Origin of the sequence: Corallococcus sp. CA053C, assembly GCF_003611675.1 — a bacterium.
Lineage (GTDB): Bacteria > Myxococcota > Myxococcia > Myxococcales > Myxococcaceae > Corallococcus.
On the sequence record NZ_RAWA01000205.1, the window covers coordinates 1 to 16,692 of the forward strand.

Annotated in this window: 12 protein-coding genes and 1 pseudogene; 6 read left to right on the top strand and 7 right to left on the bottom strand. The window is 65.4% G+C overall.

The features are described from left to right. The 3 genes and pseudogenes from D7V97_RS24855 to D7V97_RS24865 all read left to right on the top strand — a co-directional run. Positions 1-377, top strand: a pseudogene (locus D7V97_RS24855) (hypothetical protein); the annotation flags it as partial. Then, a complete protein-coding gene (locus D7V97_RS24860; protein WP_120613121.1) occupies positions 367-1,899 on the top strand; it encodes a DUF2380 domain-containing protein in 1,533 nt (510 codons plus the stop codon). The pseudogene D7V97_RS24855 and the gene D7V97_RS24860, both read left to right, overlap by 11 nt. After that, positions 1,896-2,366 (top strand): NUDIX hydrolase, encoded by a 471-nt coding sequence (locus tag D7V97_RS24865; RefSeq protein ID WP_120613122.1) that lies wholly within the window; start codon positions 1,896-1,898, stop codon positions 2,364-2,366. Before D7V97_RS24860 ends, D7V97_RS24865 begins: the two co-directional genes overlap by 4 nt. A gap of 184 nt (positions 2,367-2,550) precedes the next feature. Here the strand turns inward: D7V97_RS24865 and D7V97_RS24870 are convergent, their stop codons facing one another. The 4 genes from D7V97_RS24870 to D7V97_RS24885 all read right to left on the bottom strand — a co-directional run bounded on the left by D7V97_RS24870 (position 2,551) and on the right by D7V97_RS24885 (position 7,398). Further along, positions 2,551-3,741, bottom strand: coding sequence for a tyrosine-type recombinase/integrase (locus D7V97_RS24870; protein ID WP_120613123.1), 1,191 nt, complete (start codon positions 3,739-3,741; stop codon positions 2,551-2,553). After that, positions 3,738-3,989: a helix-turn-helix domain-containing protein gene (locus D7V97_RS24875; RefSeq protein WP_120613124.1), complete on the bottom strand. Its 252-nt coding sequence runs from the start codon at positions 3,987-3,989 to the stop codon at positions 3,738-3,740. Before D7V97_RS24875 ends, D7V97_RS24870 begins: the two co-directional genes overlap by 4 nt. After that, positions 3,986-6,757 carry a bifunctional DNA primase/polymerase gene (locus tag D7V97_RS24880; RefSeq protein ID WP_120613125.1) on the bottom strand — a complete coding sequence of 924 codons (2,772 nt, stop codon included), beginning with the start codon at positions 6,755-6,757 and terminating at the stop codon, positions 3,986-3,988. Before D7V97_RS24880 ends, D7V97_RS24875 begins: the two co-directional genes overlap by 4 nt. 392 nt (positions 6,758-7,149) lie before the next feature. Further along, the gene (locus D7V97_RS24885; RefSeq protein ID WP_120613126.1) at positions 7,150-7,398 is read right to left on the bottom strand and encodes a hypothetical protein; all 249 of its coding nucleotides are present in this window, start codon (positions 7,396-7,398) and stop codon (positions 7,150-7,152) included. A 457-nt stretch (positions 7,399-7,855) separates the two neighbouring features. On the opposite strand from D7V97_RS24885, the gene D7V97_RS24890 reads away from it, so the two are divergent. From D7V97_RS24890 to D7V97_RS24900, 3 genes are all read left to right on the top strand, one after another. Next, positions 7,856-8,758 (top strand): DUF2381 family protein, encoded by a 903-nt coding sequence (locus D7V97_RS24890; RefSeq protein WP_158623452.1) that lies wholly within the window; start codon positions 7,856-7,858, stop codon positions 8,756-8,758. Between the two features lie 11 nt (positions 8,759-8,769). Next, on the top strand, positions 8,770-10,602 hold the full coding sequence (locus D7V97_RS24895) for a serine/threonine-protein kinase (protein WP_120613128.1): 1,833 nt from the start codon (positions 8,770-8,772) through the stop codon (positions 10,600-10,602). A gap of 176 nt (positions 10,603-10,778) precedes the next feature. After that, positions 10,779-11,963, top strand: a complete 1,185-nt coding sequence (locus D7V97_RS24900) for a protein kinase (protein WP_120613129.1) — start codon at positions 10,779-10,781, stop codon at positions 11,961-11,963. A 656-nt stretch (positions 11,964-12,619) separates the two neighbouring features. Here D7V97_RS24900 and D7V97_RS44260 read toward each other — a convergent pair. From D7V97_RS44260 to D7V97_RS24910, 3 genes are all read right to left on the bottom strand, one after another. Continuing rightward, positions 12,620-13,936: a PIN domain-containing protein gene (locus tag D7V97_RS44260; protein WP_147444970.1), complete on the bottom strand. Its 1,317-nt coding sequence runs from the start codon at positions 13,934-13,936 to the stop codon at positions 12,620-12,622. A 592-nt stretch (positions 13,937-14,528) separates the two neighbouring features. Then, entirely contained in the window at positions 14,529-15,425 is an 897-nt protein-coding gene (locus tag D7V97_RS24905) for a hypothetical protein (RefSeq protein WP_120613130.1), read from the bottom strand. Between the two features lie 892 nt (positions 15,426-16,317). Then, on the bottom strand, positions 16,318-16,692 hold a 375-nt coding region (locus D7V97_RS24910), incomplete at its 5' end, for an iron-containing redox enzyme family protein (protein ID WP_147444971.1).

A 16,692-nucleotide genomic window follows, 5' to 3' on the forward strand; every position in this document is an offset into this window, starting at 1 on the left:
CCCCCTTCCCGGACGGGACTTCCGCCTATGGCGAGGTGGAGGTGGGCTGGGACGCGGTCCGCTACTGCGGCCTCTCCAAGCAACTGAAACTATCGCTGGGCGCGGAAGTCTTCTCGTGGGGCCGCTTCGACATGGACGGGCGCGTGGCGATGCAGCTCTTCGCGCGCAGCGTGGAAGTGGCGTTGAAGGGACTCGGGGTGGGCATGGGGCAGCCGGGCGCGCGCTATCTGGGGGCCGCTGAGGTCCGCTGGCGATTCCTGGGCGGGAAGCTCTATGCGCTGGGGACAGGCGGCACGCTGCTGTTCCCCACGCCGGAGGGAACACTGCGGCCAGGGGCGTTCGCCTCGGTGGGCCTGGGGGTGGACCATGCGCGCTGACGCCCTGGTGCTGGCCCTGGTGTTGCTGGCCACGGGATGCACCTCCGTGTCGCAGGTGCCTGGGCGTAGCCGAAGCTTGAGCTACGCGCCGCGTGAGGCCTCCTCGCCCGCGTGGGTGGAAACTCCGAGCGATGGGCCCCCGCGCGCGTGGGACTCCGTTCCACGCGCCTTCTCCGGGTCTGAGCAACGGCTCCTGCGCCGCCAGGGGCCGCGTGACGACGTGACCGCCGTGGGAGACGTCAGCAGGGAGGCAGCCGCTGGGGGCGGGGTCCGGAGCAATGCATTGACGCGGCAGGCAGTCCTCGACGCGACGAAAGACGTGAAGGGCTCCCTGACCCGCGTCGAGGCCGCGTTCACCCAGCTGGCGGCCCGTCCTCCGGACCTCTGGGGCTGGAGCCTCACCGGCGTCTTCACGCGCTACCTCGACCTGGGTTCCAATCAGGTGACGTGGCTTCAGGGCGCGCTTGGGAGCGCCACCGTGTTGACGGAGGCGGCCTCGGAAGTCGGCGACACGGACATGGAGCTGGGCCTGCTGCGCATGACGGGGCCAAAGCTCCAGGCTGCCCAATTTGGGACCCTCCTGCTGGCCACCTGGGTGGACTTCCTCCACCTCGCGGACGCCGTGCTTCGCAATTGCCCGATGTGCAGCGTCGAGAAGCTCTTCACGGACCTGCAGCGGGTGCAGGGAATGATGGAGCCCACGCTGACGGACCTCGCCTCACTGGACCCGGAGCGGGTGGAGGCGGCGACGACCGCGATGCCAGAGCTGATGGGGAAGCTGACGCGTGAGTTCGACACGCTCCAGCGAGAGACCCGCGCAACCCTGAAATTTGGCGGGCAGGTCATCGCGGCGATGCAGGCGGTGGAGATGGTCACGATGATCTCCACGATGAAGATGTCACTTCCCCGCGTGCCGCCCTCGGCCCCTGTGACGCTGGGCGTGGGCCTCGTCATGAGTTCGGGTGGAGTCATGGTGGGCTCGCGGATGGTGGTCTCCGCGGAGTGGGTGGAGATGATGCGAAGGCTCGTGCAGGCGGGCGTCATCTCCGTTCCTGCCGTCAGCGCGGCCGTCCTCGTTCAGGGCGGACAGGTCATGATGGCCCAGGCGCACCAGGACTTGCCCAAGGGCGTGCGCGAAGCGCTGGGGGACAGCCCCGAAGTGCGCGGCATGCATGAAACCGGCAGAGCGGGGGCGGGCATGTCGGACGCCCCGAAACACCACGTGCTACCGCAAGAGCACCGCGAGTGGTTCGAGCAGCGCGGCTTCAAGGGCGACATGGACATCGACCAGTTCTGCGTCCGGTTGGAGCAGGCCCACCATGAGGCGATTCACGGTGGGGGGAACTGGAAGCTGGGGCGCATGTGGCCCGGTGAGTGGAACCGGATGATCATGGAGGCGCTGCTGAAGGCTGAGACGAGGGCTGGCCGGATGTTGACGCGGAACACGATCCTGCGGATCGTCGCGGGGTCTTTGAAGGAGTACGACATCCCGATGAACTTCATTCCAGGGAGAGGACGATGACCGACGGACGATCCTGGAAGGGAGACTGGAAGACCCGCATATACGAGCGCGTCCGCGAACGCGGCTACGACTCGCTGACCGCCTTTGCCGAAGCGCGCCCGACCGCATCGCTGGTGGCGCTGGCCGAGGAGCTTGGACGGGACGACATCGCCGGGGTGCAGGTATTCAGTGGGTTGGTGGCGGAGGCGGAGCGTAGCAAGCAGCTCACACGACTGGTGCGCGGGCAGTGCGTGCGCGAGCTGTACGCATGTCTCCCCGCCGGTTGGCCGCCCGTGCTGGATGACGACGCTCGGTTGGAGGTTGCCATAGCGCTCGGCCATTGGTTTGCCTACACCCCAGAAACCCACAAGGAACAAGTTGATCGGGCTGGCGATGCGCTTCTCGCCAACCCTCCCCCCGCTGGTTGGCGTCCGCTCGGTCCTGACGACGAGCTTCTCCGGACGCTCCTGCCGGACGATGAAGCCTGACCACCACCCGTAGCTGGTGAGTTAGCGGGTAACAGCGCGTCCTGCCTGGGTTTCCTAGCGCCTTCAGCCACGGGTTCAAGTCCCGTACTCCTCGCCACTAAAAGCCCAGCAATCCTACGGGGTTGCTGGGCTTTTGTTTTTTCTCCGTCCCGTCATGTGCCCCCCATGTGCCCCTCCGGCGTTGCTAGCCCGGAACGGCGTGCGCCTGCGGCATGGGCCGGTCAAGCGCCTGCACCGCGCTCTCCCTCGCTTCGGGTGACAGGTGCGCGTACCGCATCGTCATGTCGACGGTGGCATGCCCCATCAGCTCCTGGATGACCTTGAGGGGGATGCCCCGCATCGCGAGGTGGCTGCCGTAGGTGTGGCGCAGGTCGTGCCATGTGATGGCCCCCTGTTCGCGGGTGATGCCCGCCCGGCCCACGGCCCGCTTCAGCCGGTGTTCAGTCATGCTAGCGGTGAGGGGCTGGCCGTCGGGCTGGCAGAACACGTAGGCGCCGCGCAGGTGGCGGTGGCCCTTGAGCGCGTCCACGGCCGATACGGGCAGGTCCACCGTCCGTCCCCGGCCTCCCTTGGGCAGTCCCGTTACCCCCTGCCAGATGGAACGGCGCACCTGGAGCTTGCCGCGCGGCAAGTCGAGGTCGCCCCACTGGAGCCCGATCAGCTCTCCGTGGCGAAGTCCCGTCTTGAGCGCCAACAGGATCAGCGTCCGCCACTCTGGTTCCGCCGCGTCGATCAGTCGCTCGGCTTCCTCGAAAGAGAGGAAGTCGAAAGCGGGCTTCGCCGTCTTGAACAGCTTCACGCGCGGGACGTGTTGGAGCACGCCCTGTTCCTGGGCCAGTGCGAGCAACTTGTGCAGCACGGTCAGGACGTTGTTGACGGACTTGAGGCTCAGGAGCTTCCCCCCGGCGCCCTTGCGCTTGCGCAGGGCATCCTTTGAGGGGGCGTCCTTCCTACCGGGAATACCCGCTGGCTTCTTCCGCATCGCGGCCTTGAAGTCCTCGATCTCCGCTGGACCGATGGCATCAAGAGGCGTGTTCCCAAACGAGGGGAGCAGGTGGTCATCAAGGATCTGCCGCTTGGTGACGACGCTGGAGTGCTTGTTGTTGTTCTCGCTGTACGTGATGAAGCGCGGGACGAACTCCCCAAAGGTGAGGATGCGGCCCGGCTCGTTCTGCTTCTCCTTCCCGAAGGTTCCAGTCAGCAGTGCGTGACGGACCTGACGCTCGTACCCTTCCGCGCCCCGACGGGTGTTGATGGGCGATGCCTTGCGCACTCGCTCCACCTTCCCGCTGGGGTGCTGGTACTTCACGTCCACCCACCACGCCTCCTGCACCTTTCCCTCCTTCGTCTTCCACTTCCGCTGCCTGACGCTCATGGCTGCTCTCCGAGCGCAGGACCGCTGTTACCCGGCCGCCATGCTAACAACGCGTCGCGACGGATGCGGATGGATCTGCGGAGATGGAGAACTCCCGGCACCTGCCCCAGTCGGATCGACTCGTAGAGCGTCTTCCGGTTCACGCGCAGGAGCGTTGCGGCCTCGTCCACGGTGAGGAAGTCGAAAGCCGCATGGGTGGGCGCGTCCGCTGGTGACCTGGGCCCGTTCTGGCAAGCGCGACGGCTCATGACGTCACCTTCCCCATTTGCGACGGGAGCGCATGGATCCGCTGGACGTTCTCCGCACCTGCCTTCTCGTCATCCAGCACCAAGCAATAGGCACGCACACGCTTGCCCGCGACGGAGACCTTGCGCGTCAGGTGGCCCTCTTCCTTGAACACCAATCCCTTCGCGGCAAGCTCCGTCATCACCTGTCGGGTGTCGAAGCGTCCTTCCCTCGCGATGTCGTGCATCGTCGTCTGGAAGATGGCGACGACACGTCTCCCGCTGGAGTCCCTGTCGTCCATCAGCATCCCGGGGCGTTTGATGGGGACGGGGCTTTCAAAGCCAGCCCAGCTCGCGGCGACGTAGCTCATGATGAAGTCATAGGCCGCATCGGCTGTCGTCCTCGTCTCGCGGGACTCCTTCAACACCGCCGCGCAGAAGGCGTGCCCCGCTTCGAGCGCGGCTGCCTGGGCGTGGGCATCGGCCTCGCCGCAGATGTGGATGCGCGCGAGTAAGTCGGCCAACACGAGGAGCGCGGCGTAGCGTGCTTGCTCCGTTGTCTCCGTCACCATCTGGGCTGCAAGCTTGCGGTGCAACTCGCGGAGTTCGTCGAGTCGTTCCGCGCCCGCGTAGTGCTCCATGAGCGCGCGGATGAAGGCGGGCCCCGCGTGGCCGTGGTGCTTCTCCAAACCTTGATGCGTCAGCGTGGCGAGGCCCGCGTCCCCCAATGGCTGGGCGCACACCTCCAGCGTCCGGTTCTTCGCCCCTGCCGCGCCTCCAATCTGCAACAGCGGCTTCTCCCCCGAGATGAAAGCCAGCGAGCGCCAGGTCTTCCGCGCGCGCAGCTCTCCGGTCTGCGTCGCCCGCGCGCCACTCGTCTCCGTCCCCACGATGTAGGCCATGAGGTTCGTCATCCCCTCACGCGTGACTTGGGTGTCGTCAATCCAGGTGGGTAGGTCGCGGTGACGGGACAGCTCTCCCTGCAACGCGGCTGACGAGACGTCCCCGCTGACCTTGAGGCCAGAAGGACGCCCCCACACCGACGTGGTGGTGGCCTGCACGGCGGACTTCCCCGTTCCAGAGGCACCCCAGATGGACAGGCACATGCTGCGCAGGCCCAAGAGGCGCAACAGGGGTGCCGCGAAGCCAGCAGCCCACGCCATTTCAGCGAAGGGGCTCCTGTCACGAACGGCCAGCATCAAGCGCAGGTGTTCATCCGCCGAGCCCCGCGGCTCAAGCGCATCGAGGAAGGCTGCTTCTCCGGGCATGATGACGCGGCCGGGCTCGCCAATCACCTGCCGTCCCACGACGAAGCTCTTCATGTCGTGGGACCAGCCGCTCTGGGTGAAGATGCGCACCCGGGGCAAGCTCGCGTGACTGTGCTGCTCCTGGGCTTGGAGGAAGTCCTGGACCTTCTTGCTGTTGCTGCTGGTGAGGGGGGCTCCGCGACCGGCCAGTTCCAGGATTTCGTTTCCCGAGACCTTGGCGCGCGGCATCGTCTCCACTCGCTCGCGGTGCCCGTACATCCACCGCGCCGTCACGTAGCAGGTGCCGTGCTCGTCCTCCCCTGTTTCGGTGATGTTGATGGGGGCGGCGGCGATGGTGGAAAGGTTGCCCTTGTCGGTGAATTTGAAGATGCCGAGCGACTGGCCATCGTAGATGGCGTAGCCCGGAGCTGCCATCCAGCCATCAGCGCCAGAGGGCGCATCGAGGGTGGGAGGAGCCCCGGTTGACGGGCGGGAATCGGCCGTGCCTCTCAGTGCGGCGGTGATCAGCACGGACTCGGCCAGCGCGGCGCCGTAATCCTCATTGATTCGTCGGAGGCGCTCCGCAACATGCGCGGTGTCGTGCTTCGCGCAGTTCATCGCCGTCACGGACGGAGCCAAGAGCCGCAACAGGGTTGCGTCCGATGCCTCGGGAGCCTTGAAGCGCAGGTACGAGAGGAAGGCCCAGAGGTTCCCTTCATGATGCCCAGCGGGGAACAAGGGCTGGCCCTGCTTCATGCGCTTCACCGCCGCCGCATGCTCCGTGGCGCTTGTCGCGTGCCACCGCGTCCAGAGCTGGGATTCGGTGAGTCCATCCCCGGTTGGGGACTGCCACATGCTCACCGCGGCTTCCCCCTTCGCAAGCGTGGGCCGCGTGCGCTTCGCCTGGGCTGCATCGCGAACCCACTGTGGCGCTTCGACGGGTGGAACCTCGGAGGGGGACGCTCCCTCAAGCCATGCGTAGCGCTCTCCCGTGCGGTGGATGCTCGGGGGAGCGATGACGTAGCCACCATTGCCCCGGGTGTCGATACCGGGCGCGAGGCTGCCAGCCTTCGACATCATGCCCGCGTGGCGGAAGTAGACGTGACAGCCGCCGCCACTGGTGCGGGCCGTGACGGTATCGGGCAGCTCGCCTCGCTCCTCCTCCAGCCTCACGAGGGTCGCCACTCCGTCGGCCTTCGCGTCCGCGTCCACAACATCCACGCCGGAGAGGGCACCCGTGGCGATGGCGACGTTGGCGAACGGCCACTGCTGCCACCACTCGCGGATCTGGGCCTCGTCCGTCGTGGCGTCCTTCACTCCGTTGCGTGTGCGTGGGTGTTTACCCGCTTGGCTGCATTCCGCTCCCTTGGGGCAAGCGCAAACGAGGGCGCCGGAGGGCGCGCGAACGGGCTCGAAACAGGGGAAGACATGCCAACCGCGCCCCGCGTACTCCAGGGCGGCGGCTTCCAGTGAGGGAGTCGAGTTCGGGTCAGAGGCTTCCAAGGGACATCCGAGGGCAAAAGAAGGGAATCGCGGCGAGCCCAAGGGCTGCTGCGCTGGCCACCCGGTGCAAGACCGGGGCGGATTGAGTGGCGGGGCGGAAAGCGGGGCGGGCTTAAGCAGCGAGAATCACTAGAGAATCTGGCGACCTGCCCCGCTGCCCCGCTGTTTCAGCGGAACACACGCAGTGGTGCATGGAGAGAATGAGAGGAGTTGAATGTCTGCAATTGCTCTCTGGGGTATGTGCTTCTCTTTCTCTCTCTCTTCTTTGAAACAGGCGGGGCAGGCGGGGCAGTGAGCAAAAGGGGCTCGCCAAACCGTTGATTTCTTGGGCGTTTCTCGCGTTCGAGGGTGCCCCGCTTTTTGCCCCGGTGTGCCGGGAGGCGGGGCAGTGAGCCGACAGCCGGAGCGGCGTCCTGGATGCGTTGGGGGGGCGCTCACGGCTCACCCTCGCGATTCGCGTCGGTGAGGCTGTAGGCCCGAGGCACCGCGCCGCGCGCTCCGGGCGTGTACTTCGCGGCCTCGCGCAGGACGCCAGCCAGCACGAGGGCGGCGAGGCAACGGCGGACCACCTGCTCTCCGGCTCCAAGCGCGGCGCACAGCTCCTTCACGGTCAGCCCCTGCGGCGAGGCCTTGGTGAGCGCTTCGATGATGAGGGGTCGGTACTGCTCAACAAGCTCCAGCATGGTTCGAATCTCCCTTTCCCCTGTTCAATGGGGGCACCTCCTGGGAGTGGCTCGCTCGCTCCGTCGTTCTCTCGGGCGAGCGCTTCGATGATGCGGGGCCGGTACTGCTCAACCAGCTCCAGCATGTTTCGAATCTCCCGTACCCGCGTAAATGCCTGCGGCTTTTGGGACTGGCTCACGTGCCCTGTCGTTTTCTCAGGAGCGGGACGGCTTGCCCGGCCTGGCGGGGGGCGGGAGTGGCTCCCCCCCGGCTCGGATTTCCGGAGCCCGGCCTCTTCAAGGCTTGCTCGGCGGTCCCACACGCTCGAAAAATTCTCAGGAAAAATGCGGGGCCTCGTTATGTGCGGCGTACCACCTGATTCCTTGCCGAAACGACCGCGTGCGAAGAATGCGCGGAGACCTGCGCCCCCATGGCACCTGCTACGGTCGGCGCCGTCTTCTCGGAGGTTGCCCGCCGGTGCTCCTGGTTTCCCGTCCGTTGCTGCTGCTGTCCCTTCTCTTGCTGGGAACGAACGTCACGGCTCAGGAGATCCTACGCGGGCGTGAGCTGGTGCAGCGTCGCGTCGCGCTCTCCCAGTCCGCAACCGGCAAGCCGGTGGAACTGCATGTCGCGTCAGGCTCACTCACCGCACTGGAGTTCGACTCCTCTGTTGACCGCGCGGGTGTGAAGATGGGGGACGCAAGAGACCGCTTGGAGCTGCTCGTAGCCACTGACCGGCTGATCATGATCAAGCCCATGGCCGATGTGGCAGCGAGTGAGCGCGTCCTGCTGACTGTGCCCTTCGCGGACGGCATGTCCCCGGCACGTGTGGTGTTCGCGCTCGTCACCAATGCCACGCAGGTGGATGCTCAGGTTCAGGTGTCCCGGTTGCCGCGCACAGCCGAGGCGGTGCAGGCCGAGTTGGACGAGGTGCGCTCCGCGTGCGCGGGCAAGGATGCCGAATTGGCTTCGTTGCGGGCACGAGGCGCGGCCACAGGGCCTTCGGGCATGATCTTGGCCGGGACGATGGGCCCTGAAGGCGTCCAGACGAACGAGCCCACATTGCAGCCAACGAAGCCTACTGACGGGCTGAAAGCAGACCGTGTCATCGTCTTCCGAGGGAAAGGGTGGGTCGCGCTCTCGCTTGACGTCACGAATGAAGGGTTGGCGCCCTGGACACCCACGGAGGCCCGGCTGTCCCCAGTCCGTTCCAGTGCCGTCACGGTGACGATGAGAGAGCCGCACGTCGTCCCAGGAGGGCTGGCGCGGGTCGTAGTGGAATTCCGTGGCGAAGACTGGCCCAAGGGCGACGCACGCCGGGTGGAGCTACGTGACAGCACGGGAGGGCGGCGCCTTCTCATCCCCTCCGTGGTGTTCTAGAAGCGCGGGCCATGCTGCTTTTCATTCCCGCCAGCTTGAAGCCCGGGCAGATGGTGGATGGATGGCGCGTGGTGAAGGCCCTGGGTTCGGGCTCCTTCGGCGCCGTCTACCTCGTGGAGAAGGAGGGCCAGCGTTTCGCGCTGAAGATGGCCATGCACCGCGCCAGTAGTGGAGACGCGGAGCAGTCGGACGCGCGCCTGATGCGGGAGATGGTCTGCCTGGCCCAGGTGAGCGGCCATCCCAACATCGTGCGCACGTACGCCCACGGCCGATGGAACGACGCGACACGGGGCTGGCTCTACGTCGTCGAGGACTACGTGGAGGGCTACACGCTGGGCGAGTGGATGGAGAAGATGCACCCCACGGCGCACGAGGTGGTGGCCCTCTTCGTCAAGCTCGCCTCCGCCCTGGCCCACGTGCACGCGCGGGGTGTGTTCCACCGTGACTTGAAGTTGAGCAACATCCTCGTGCGTGCCTCCGACGGCGAGCCCTTCCTGCTGGACTTCGGGGTGGGCAGCTACGCGCAGGCGCCCGAATTGACGGACTCCCCGCTGCCGCCCGGCACCCGGCGCTACCGCTCCCCCGAGGCCACGAAGTTCCTGCGCGAGCATGGCGAGGAGTCCGAGGCGCGCTACGCTTTCAGAGCTACGGATGATGTCTACGCGCTGGGCATCTGCCTCTATGACCTGCTGACGGTTGCGCGCCCCTGGAGTGAATCTCCGGCCATGTTCCTGGGGGGCAGGCTGGAGTTGCCCGCGCCGCATTCGCTCAACCCTCGGGTGCCTGCGGCCCTGGGCGCGGCTGTCCTCCATTTCGTTGCCCGGGACCCGGAGAAGCGTGCCCCCATGGCGGAGGTGATGAAGCGCGAGTTGGCGGCACTGCTGCCTGAGGTGGGAGTGGCGTGGAGGGAACCATTCCACGTTCCCAAGCCTCCCATCCAACTCGCCCCTGAGGCGCCCTCCTCCGCCCTGTCGCAGGACGAGCCCGCCCCGGTTGCCCGGCCTGGACTCGCGAACACGCGAGGGGCCTTCGTGGTGGCGCTCGCCGTGCTCGTGGGCGGCCTCATGCTCTGGCACTTCATGACTCCCTCTGAGTCTCGTCCGGCGTTACAGCAAGCGCTGGTAACCCCCTCCGCACGGCAGGAGGCCCCAGCGTCGAAGCCACCTGTTCCCCCTCCAGCGCCCGCCATGACGCCCCCTGAAGTAGCCTCTCCCGTGTCTGCACCCGAGCCGAAGGAAAGTCCTCCCGTGAAGCGCGCTCCCGCTCCTATGTCGTCTCCGCCCGCTCCCTCCGCCGGGAAACCGAGGCCTTTGGCCGTCTCTCAGGGCTGGCCCTCGGTGCAATGGGGTGGCTTCCTCAAGACGTGCGCGGGCCTGACGGCCGCAGCCGCCCTCCAGCTGGGGTGCCCGGGAGCCCAGGTTCGGCCCGAGCCTGCGGAATGTCCCGAGGCCGCACGCCGGGCGATGTTCAACAGGAAGAAGGACGGCGGTCTGGCGATGGAGAGGGAGGCCACTGTCCCCTTCTGGGTGGACGCGCGGCAGAAGGGCATGGGGGACTTTGGGGTCTACCGCGAGGGGCCTGTGACGGGCGAGGTGTATACCGACGAAGTGACCGCACTCCCCAAGGGCACGCTGCTTTCCGGCTACCTGTGGACGGGGAACAAGGACCGGCTGTTAGCTCGCTACACCGAAGCCCGACTTCCGAATGGCCAGAGGGTGCCGGTCTGCATCGAATTGGGAGATCGGAATGAGTCCGGTTGGCCCACTCTCGAAGAAGAGTCCAAGCCGGGCGAGATCGTGACCCGCCGTAATTTGGCCGGCATCGCCGTCGAACGTTGGCGTTGAGGCGTCTGCCCGACGTAACGCCTGTTTACGATTCAGGCCCGGTCCTTCTCACCCAGAGTGTGAGGGATTTCGGAAAACGTTGAACCCGCCGCGTCGTTCCCCTTGGGCGGTGCGAGCCCTACCTTGCACATTCCTTCGCGCGAACTCCTATCGCGCGATCGCAAGGGGGTATCCGCATGGCCCACCCATCTGATCCGCCGCTCTCCAGCGGTGTCGTGCTCTTCACGCAGGGGGATACCTCCTACGAATTCTTCCGGGACCTGGGAGTAGGGCGGCTCGGAGAGCGCGTTCTGCTCGCCTTCGTCAGAACGCCCCAAGGGCTGGGTGATTGCGTGGTGCTCAAGTGCATCCCGCTGCCGCAAGGCGAAGAGCCGCCCGAAGGCTTCCAGCGCACGCGGATACGGTTGGAGGAGGAGGTGCAGCTCGCGCGCTACCTTCAGCACCCGCGCATCGCGCGCGTCCATTGTCTTGTCGAGATGCCACATGGGCTGTGCGTGGTGATGGAGAAACTGGAGGGCTTGTCCCTCAACACGTTGCTGTCGGTGGCCCAAGTTTGCGGGCGTTACTTCTCCGAGTCCTTCGTCCTCTACGTGGGTGCGGAGGTGGCGGCAGTGCTGGATTATGCGCATACGCGCACGGATGAAGCGGGCACGCCGCTGGGCATCGTCAACCGTGACGTCAACCCGGGCCGTATCCGCCTGGGGCCACGCGGCGAGGTGCGCATGACGGACTTCGGCGTGGCCCTCTCCCGGCTGACGGGACGCGTGGCGACGTCCTTCCCCAGGCCCCAAGGCGAAGTCCTCTATGCTGCGCCCGAGGCATTGCTGGGCGACGAGGTGGACGCGCGGGCGGACCTCTTCTCCCTGGGGCTGACGCTGCTGGAGTTCGCCACCGGCCGACACCTCTACGACCCGGGCCACCTGCTCGCGGAAGGGGTGGAGGCGCGGCTGTCGCGGGTGGAGCGGGAGAAGGTGCTGGCGGCGTCCGTTGCCTCCCTGGGGCTGACGCTGCCTCCCTTCGCGGAGGACCTCATCCGGTGTGCCATGTCCTACCGCTCCGTGGACGTGGAGCGCGCGGCGGAAGGGCTGTCTGTGCCCCTGCGCGACATCCTCCACACGCTGCTGAAGCCCGAGCCCTCGGAGCGCTTCGCCACGGCATTGGAGTTGGAGGGCCTCTTACGTGCGCGGCTGGCGCAGTTGGGGTCATACACGGGTGAAGACGCGGTGAGGGAGGTTCAGCGGGCGCTCGTAGAGGCAGGTGACAGGCTCTGGGATTTGGAGGTACCGGACGACGAAGGTGGCATCACTCCTCCCGTCGCCGAGACGCGCAGCCCGGACGAAACTCCAACAGAGGATGCGTGAATTTCATCAGGCGTGGGGACAGCCCGGAAAACGCCTCGCGCTGTAGCACCGCTCACGGTTCCTCGCTGCTCATGCCCTGTGCCGCCGCCAGCACGCGCAGCCTCTCCCTTGGCGTCCACTTCTTCGGCGCAGGCCTCTTTTCTGAAGACGAGGCGTTATGGCCGCCACTCCATCTGCTTCGCGCAGCCACTGCGACAGCGTCAACTGCGAGACTACCGCGTGGCGGGGCAAGGCTGCGGCACTCACCGAAGCCGAGCCCACCATCGGCTTCACCAGCTGAGCCTTGAACCCATCCGTGCACGGCACCTCGTCCTGCCTGCTCTCACCCCCAGTGCGTCGCTAGCTCGGCACGTTATCCGAGGCGACAACTTCCCTGACACCGGGGGCTGGCGGGGGCGTCGCCGGTAGACTCCACGGGGAAGAAGTGGAGCTTACCCGGTGGCAAAAAGGCACCCATCCCCGCGAATGGTGCCGGTGCAGTCGTGGTGGGCATCGAGGGGAGCGCGCGCAACTCGGCTGCCCTGTACCCTCAAGCTGTGGGAGGTAGGGGCCGCGCACCGTCACTCACAGGAGCGTCACATTCCCGGCCGGGTCGAAGACGGAGCATTGAACAAGGCCCGCCATGTACTCCCAATGTGCTCCTCCAGTATAGACGTCTAAAAGTGAAGCCCAGTTGTAATCTTCATATGGAGCTCAATGAATTCTTCGGCCAGTTCGCGCAGTTCACGCTGCTGTTCAGTTGTACTCCTCTTCATGCGCGCAGCGTGATAGGCGATTTCTCTATTCAATTCATCCATACGAATCAGCAATGCCAGAACCCTCTTGAGGGTTTTGGGCTGTCCAAATTTTAGATCATTTTGCGTCAAGTACACAGATAGAAGATCCCCGAATCGCTTCACAAGTGCACTGAAACGCTGGTCATGTATATACTCATACTCTGCGTCTTCATCGGACTCATCAGGTCCGAGAAAGGCCATAATTGAACCATGGAGCCGGTGAAATACGGCATCCAGGTCTAGTGTTTCTACATTCGCAAGCGCCGCGAGGAAGTCACTGGCTATCTTAGTTGCGAAAGACGTGCTCGGGACATCCGTGGTGGACGCGACCTCAACTACAGTTCCTGGCGCAGCGCCAAGCAACTCAAGGAACCGATCGAACGGAAGTATCCAGAAACGATGTCCTGTCGTACGATGGAATTCTGCAATCAATTCAAATTTCGGAAACAGTCCTTCGTCCCCCCCTCTGACCATCCAATCAGGCTTGGCATCGTTGGACACGAAGATGACATCACGTTTCCTATCACTTCCCAACTTCAGGATTGTATGCCAGATGGCCACGTCGCCAATCCCACCGTCCGGCTTCGCCTTGTCCTTGAAACCCGGCGGAATGCCATGGGTTGTGCGACGCTCAAGGTCGGCTGACAAGTCTTCCAAATTCTTACCATGTTCGATGACATGAGACTCAAGAAATATGCTCGCGTATAGCGTGCTGACCGGATCGTCGCCGTGCCAATTCCGAACTTGAGATAACAATTCTTGCAGCTTTGACTTGTACTCCTTAACCGCACTGCGCACTTTGTCGGCCCCCTCCCCAACCGCTGTGTATGCCGGAACATCCTCGAACATGGGAATTGCCAGCGGTTGAGGATTGGACGGCAAAGAGGAAAGCTTCTGCTGAATGTGCGTGTAGATGTCCGCGATCTTCGATGCCCGATGTTTGGCATACTCACGGACTGCCTGCGCAGGCAGAAATAGGCGATCCTGGCTAACTAGGCTTGCGAAGACCTTCTTTACGTCTTTTAAGCTTTCTTTCCCGATTAAAAATGGCGCAAGTAGCGTGTTCGCATCCAAGACGAACAGACATTCCTTCGCCATGACGTTCACTGCCGGTTGCTTGTCCACCAGAAGGGCTGCTGGGGCAGGAAACACCTTCTCGATGACAAGGGGATCGTATTTAGAGTCCTTTTCCGCCATGGCGGCGTAACTTACTCGAGCGTTCTAATAAGCGCCCGCTCCTTCTTTTGAGAGTTCCCCGGTTCCGTGGACACCCCCAATGTGATGGAGGTGTGTTTAATCGAGTAACGCGCTGTGTTGAGGGTGGTGGGCAGGTGTATAGACGCCAAGGAGAGCTGCGGCTGGATGCCTCCTGGCTGTGCGCCGAACAGGTTCAGAAGCCGAGCAGCCCTTGGGGTACACACCTGCCTATGCGGCCCACTCAGGTGGCAGGCAGCAGTGGCGTGGGCTTGTGCGGCAGCGTGAGAGCTTGGGGCGCAACACCATGCGCTCTGGGGCAGCCCTTGCGCTGGCACCATCTGAACCCCGGCCGCGTAGGCAGAGCCAAGTGCTCAAGAATGGCGCTTACCCTGTCGAGGGCCGTCAGTTACTCCAGCAACCGGCGCCGACCTCCACACCGAACGCAGGTCAACACGTCCAGCACGAACGGCCTGTGTAGCAGTCCCGCCCAATCCAAGTGGGGCGTGCGCTCCTTCTGCAACTCCTCCACTCTGGCGCCCACCAACGCGCTCTCCTCCTGCGGCCCCGGCTCCGCCCTCGCTTGAGGGGCGCCCTACGCCTCGTGCTCCAACGCAATCTCGCGGTACGGGTAGAAGGGCTCGGCCGCCAAGTTCAGCCTCTTCCTTTTGGCCCTGAGGAGGTCCTGGAAGGAGATGCCACCGCTCAGTACGGCGTGCAGGTCGACCCCGTCGGTCAGCAGGATGGACTTGTTTGGGTTCTGCTTCAGGAGGGGCACCACGTTCGGCGACCAGCCGTTCATCGACAGGAAGAGCCCCATCGTCTGCCTGCCCGAGCGCGCCACTTGGCCGAGCAGGCCATCCAGGTCCCGCCCATCGGCCGGTTTCCGGCGCCAGCGGCACTCCACGAGGTAGTACCAGCCGTCCAACTCGAACGCCCCGTCAATCTGCTCCCCACCCTCGCTCCGGGTGAAGCTCTTCGCCGCAGGCACTTGGTGCAGGGCGAGCAACTCATTCAGCAAGTCCTGGAGCGCGTAGCCGCGCGTCTGGGCGAAGCCCGAGGTCGCCAGTTCCTCGAAGCGCGTCAGCAGGGCCCCCCGCGTGCGCTCAAACTGCGCGCGCCGCTTCGCCCGCTCCTCGTTCTGGAGCGCAGTGACATCCGGAGGGGCGGCCGTGGTGCCCGGGACGTCGAAGCTGGCTCGGCGAAGTGCATCGTCCAGCCTGGTGCACAGTTCCGGTTTGTGGTGGGCCAGCTGGTGAAGGAAGGTGCGCACCGCCTGAGAGCGAGCCGTCGGCTCCATCTCCGTGCGCCCAACGGTGCAGAGCCAGTTGAAGATGCTCTTCGCCCGCTGTGAGGTGATGCCCACCATGGGGAAGGGCTCGACTGCAACCCGGAACACGGCTGCGCCGAAGCGGTCAATCTCGTTGAGGGCCGTCTCGGACTTCAGCAGATCGCCGGCTTCGACGGCGAGGACGCGGATGTCAGGCTTCATGGCACGGGCTCGCGCTCGGGGAGGCCAAAAGGGTACGCGCCCGGCGGACGACTGCAAATAAACCTCTCCGCACCTGACTGCAGTCCGAGAGCAGTCCCACATCCTTGAGTAGCCCCCACCGGCCCCAGTGCGGAAAAGACAGCGTTCACTTCCGGTAGGGCACGTGCGGCAGCACCCGCTCCACCAAGTGCACCGCCGTCACCTGTGCGCCCATCGCGTTGCAGGAGGGAACACCCCTCGCTCCTTACATACGGCGACGAGAAAGCAGTGTGGCGAGGTTGTCCCTCACTGCCTCGTACAGCACCGCCCCCTCCGGCTGTCTCCGCCGGTACGCGCACCCGCGATCCTTCACCTGCCCCTCCCCACCAGTCACGCCTTGCCAGGGCACACGCTACCGTCAGCCTCCCACGGGCTTCTCATGAACCCTGGGAGACCGGGGAACCCTGGCCGCTTGCGTCCGTGAGCGGATTGACCTGATTGGGCTGCATGTGCCCCCAGTGTGCCCCTTCAGCGTGGTTCAACGGGGCACACCCCGGAACGGGTTGGGACGGGGAGGAATAATGAACCCGAGGGAACTCAGGGCGATAGCGGGTAACAGCGCGTCCTGCTTGAGGTTTCCTATCGCCCTGCCCACGGGTTCAAGTCCCGTACTCCTCGCCACTGAAAGCCCAGCAATGGGTGGGCAAAGGCCACCTGCATCCCCTTCGTCTTGGACAGCCCATCCGACGGGGCGCTCGCCCTTGAGGCCCAGGGTGGCCGTCAGCGTGGGCACCCTGGGAAATCGCGCCTCCTCCTGGCTCAGAAGGACAAGGGCGCCTCGCTCGGCCTGGCGTTTTTTTCGCTCAACCAGACTCGGAGGGGCTCGACCCTGGCTGGCCCGCGGGGGCTCGGCCTATGCCTCCGCGAGCGCCCGGCGATGGATGGCGACCCAGAAGTCCGCCGCCTGGCGCGCGCCGTCCAGCAGGGGCTCGGGGCCGTGCGCACCGAGCGACTCGCAGAGCGCCTGGGCCCGCGCGCCGTGCTCCACGTCCACGTCCAGGTGCACGAGCAGGAAGCGCGCCCGCGTCCTGTCCAGGCCGAGCCGCCCCAACCCCTGGCGTGTGTCGCCCCCGAGGTGCCGCGCCACGCCCTCCAGCACGGACAGCGCGCCGAGGAACGAGAGCTGGCGCTCCGCCGGGATGCCTTCCCAGAAGGCGTGGAACGCGGAGACCTCGCGGGGCGTGGCGTCCGACGGCGTGCGCCCGAAGGCCGCGAGGTCCGCCTTCGC

Coding starts and splice junctions, on each gene's coding strand:
- D7V97_RS24860 (WP_120613121.1), top strand. CDS start 367: ATGCGCGCTGACGCCCTGGTGCTGGCCCTGGTGTTGCTGGCCACGGGA.
- D7V97_RS24865 (WP_120613122.1), top strand. CDS start 1,896: ATGACCGACGGACGATCCTGGAAGGGAGACTGGAAGACCCGCATATAC.
- D7V97_RS24870 (WP_120613123.1), bottom strand. CDS start 3,741: ATGAGCGTCAGGCAGCGGAAGTGGAAGACGAAGGAGGGAAAGGTGCAG.
- D7V97_RS24875 (WP_120613124.1), bottom strand. CDS start 3,989: ATGAGCCGTCGCGCTTGCCAGAACGGGCCCAGGTCACCAGCGGACGCG.
- D7V97_RS24885 (WP_120613126.1), bottom strand. CDS start 7,398: ATGCTGGAGCTTGTTGAGCAGTACCGACCCCTCATCATCGAAGCGCTC.
- D7V97_RS24895 (WP_120613128.1), top strand. CDS start 8,770: ATGCTGCTTTTCATTCCCGCCAGCTTGAAGCCCGGGCAGATGGTGGAT.
- D7V97_RS24900 (WP_120613129.1), top strand. CDS start 10,779: ATGGCCCACCCATCTGATCCGCCGCTCTCCAGCGGTGTCGTGCTCTTC.
- D7V97_RS44260 (WP_147444970.1), bottom strand. CDS start 13,936: ATGGCGGAAAAGGACTCTAAATACGATCCCCTTGTCATCGAGAAGGTG.
- D7V97_RS24905 (WP_120613130.1), bottom strand. CDS start 15,425: ATGAAGCCTGACATCCGCGTCCTCGCCGTCGAAGCCGGCGATCTGCTG.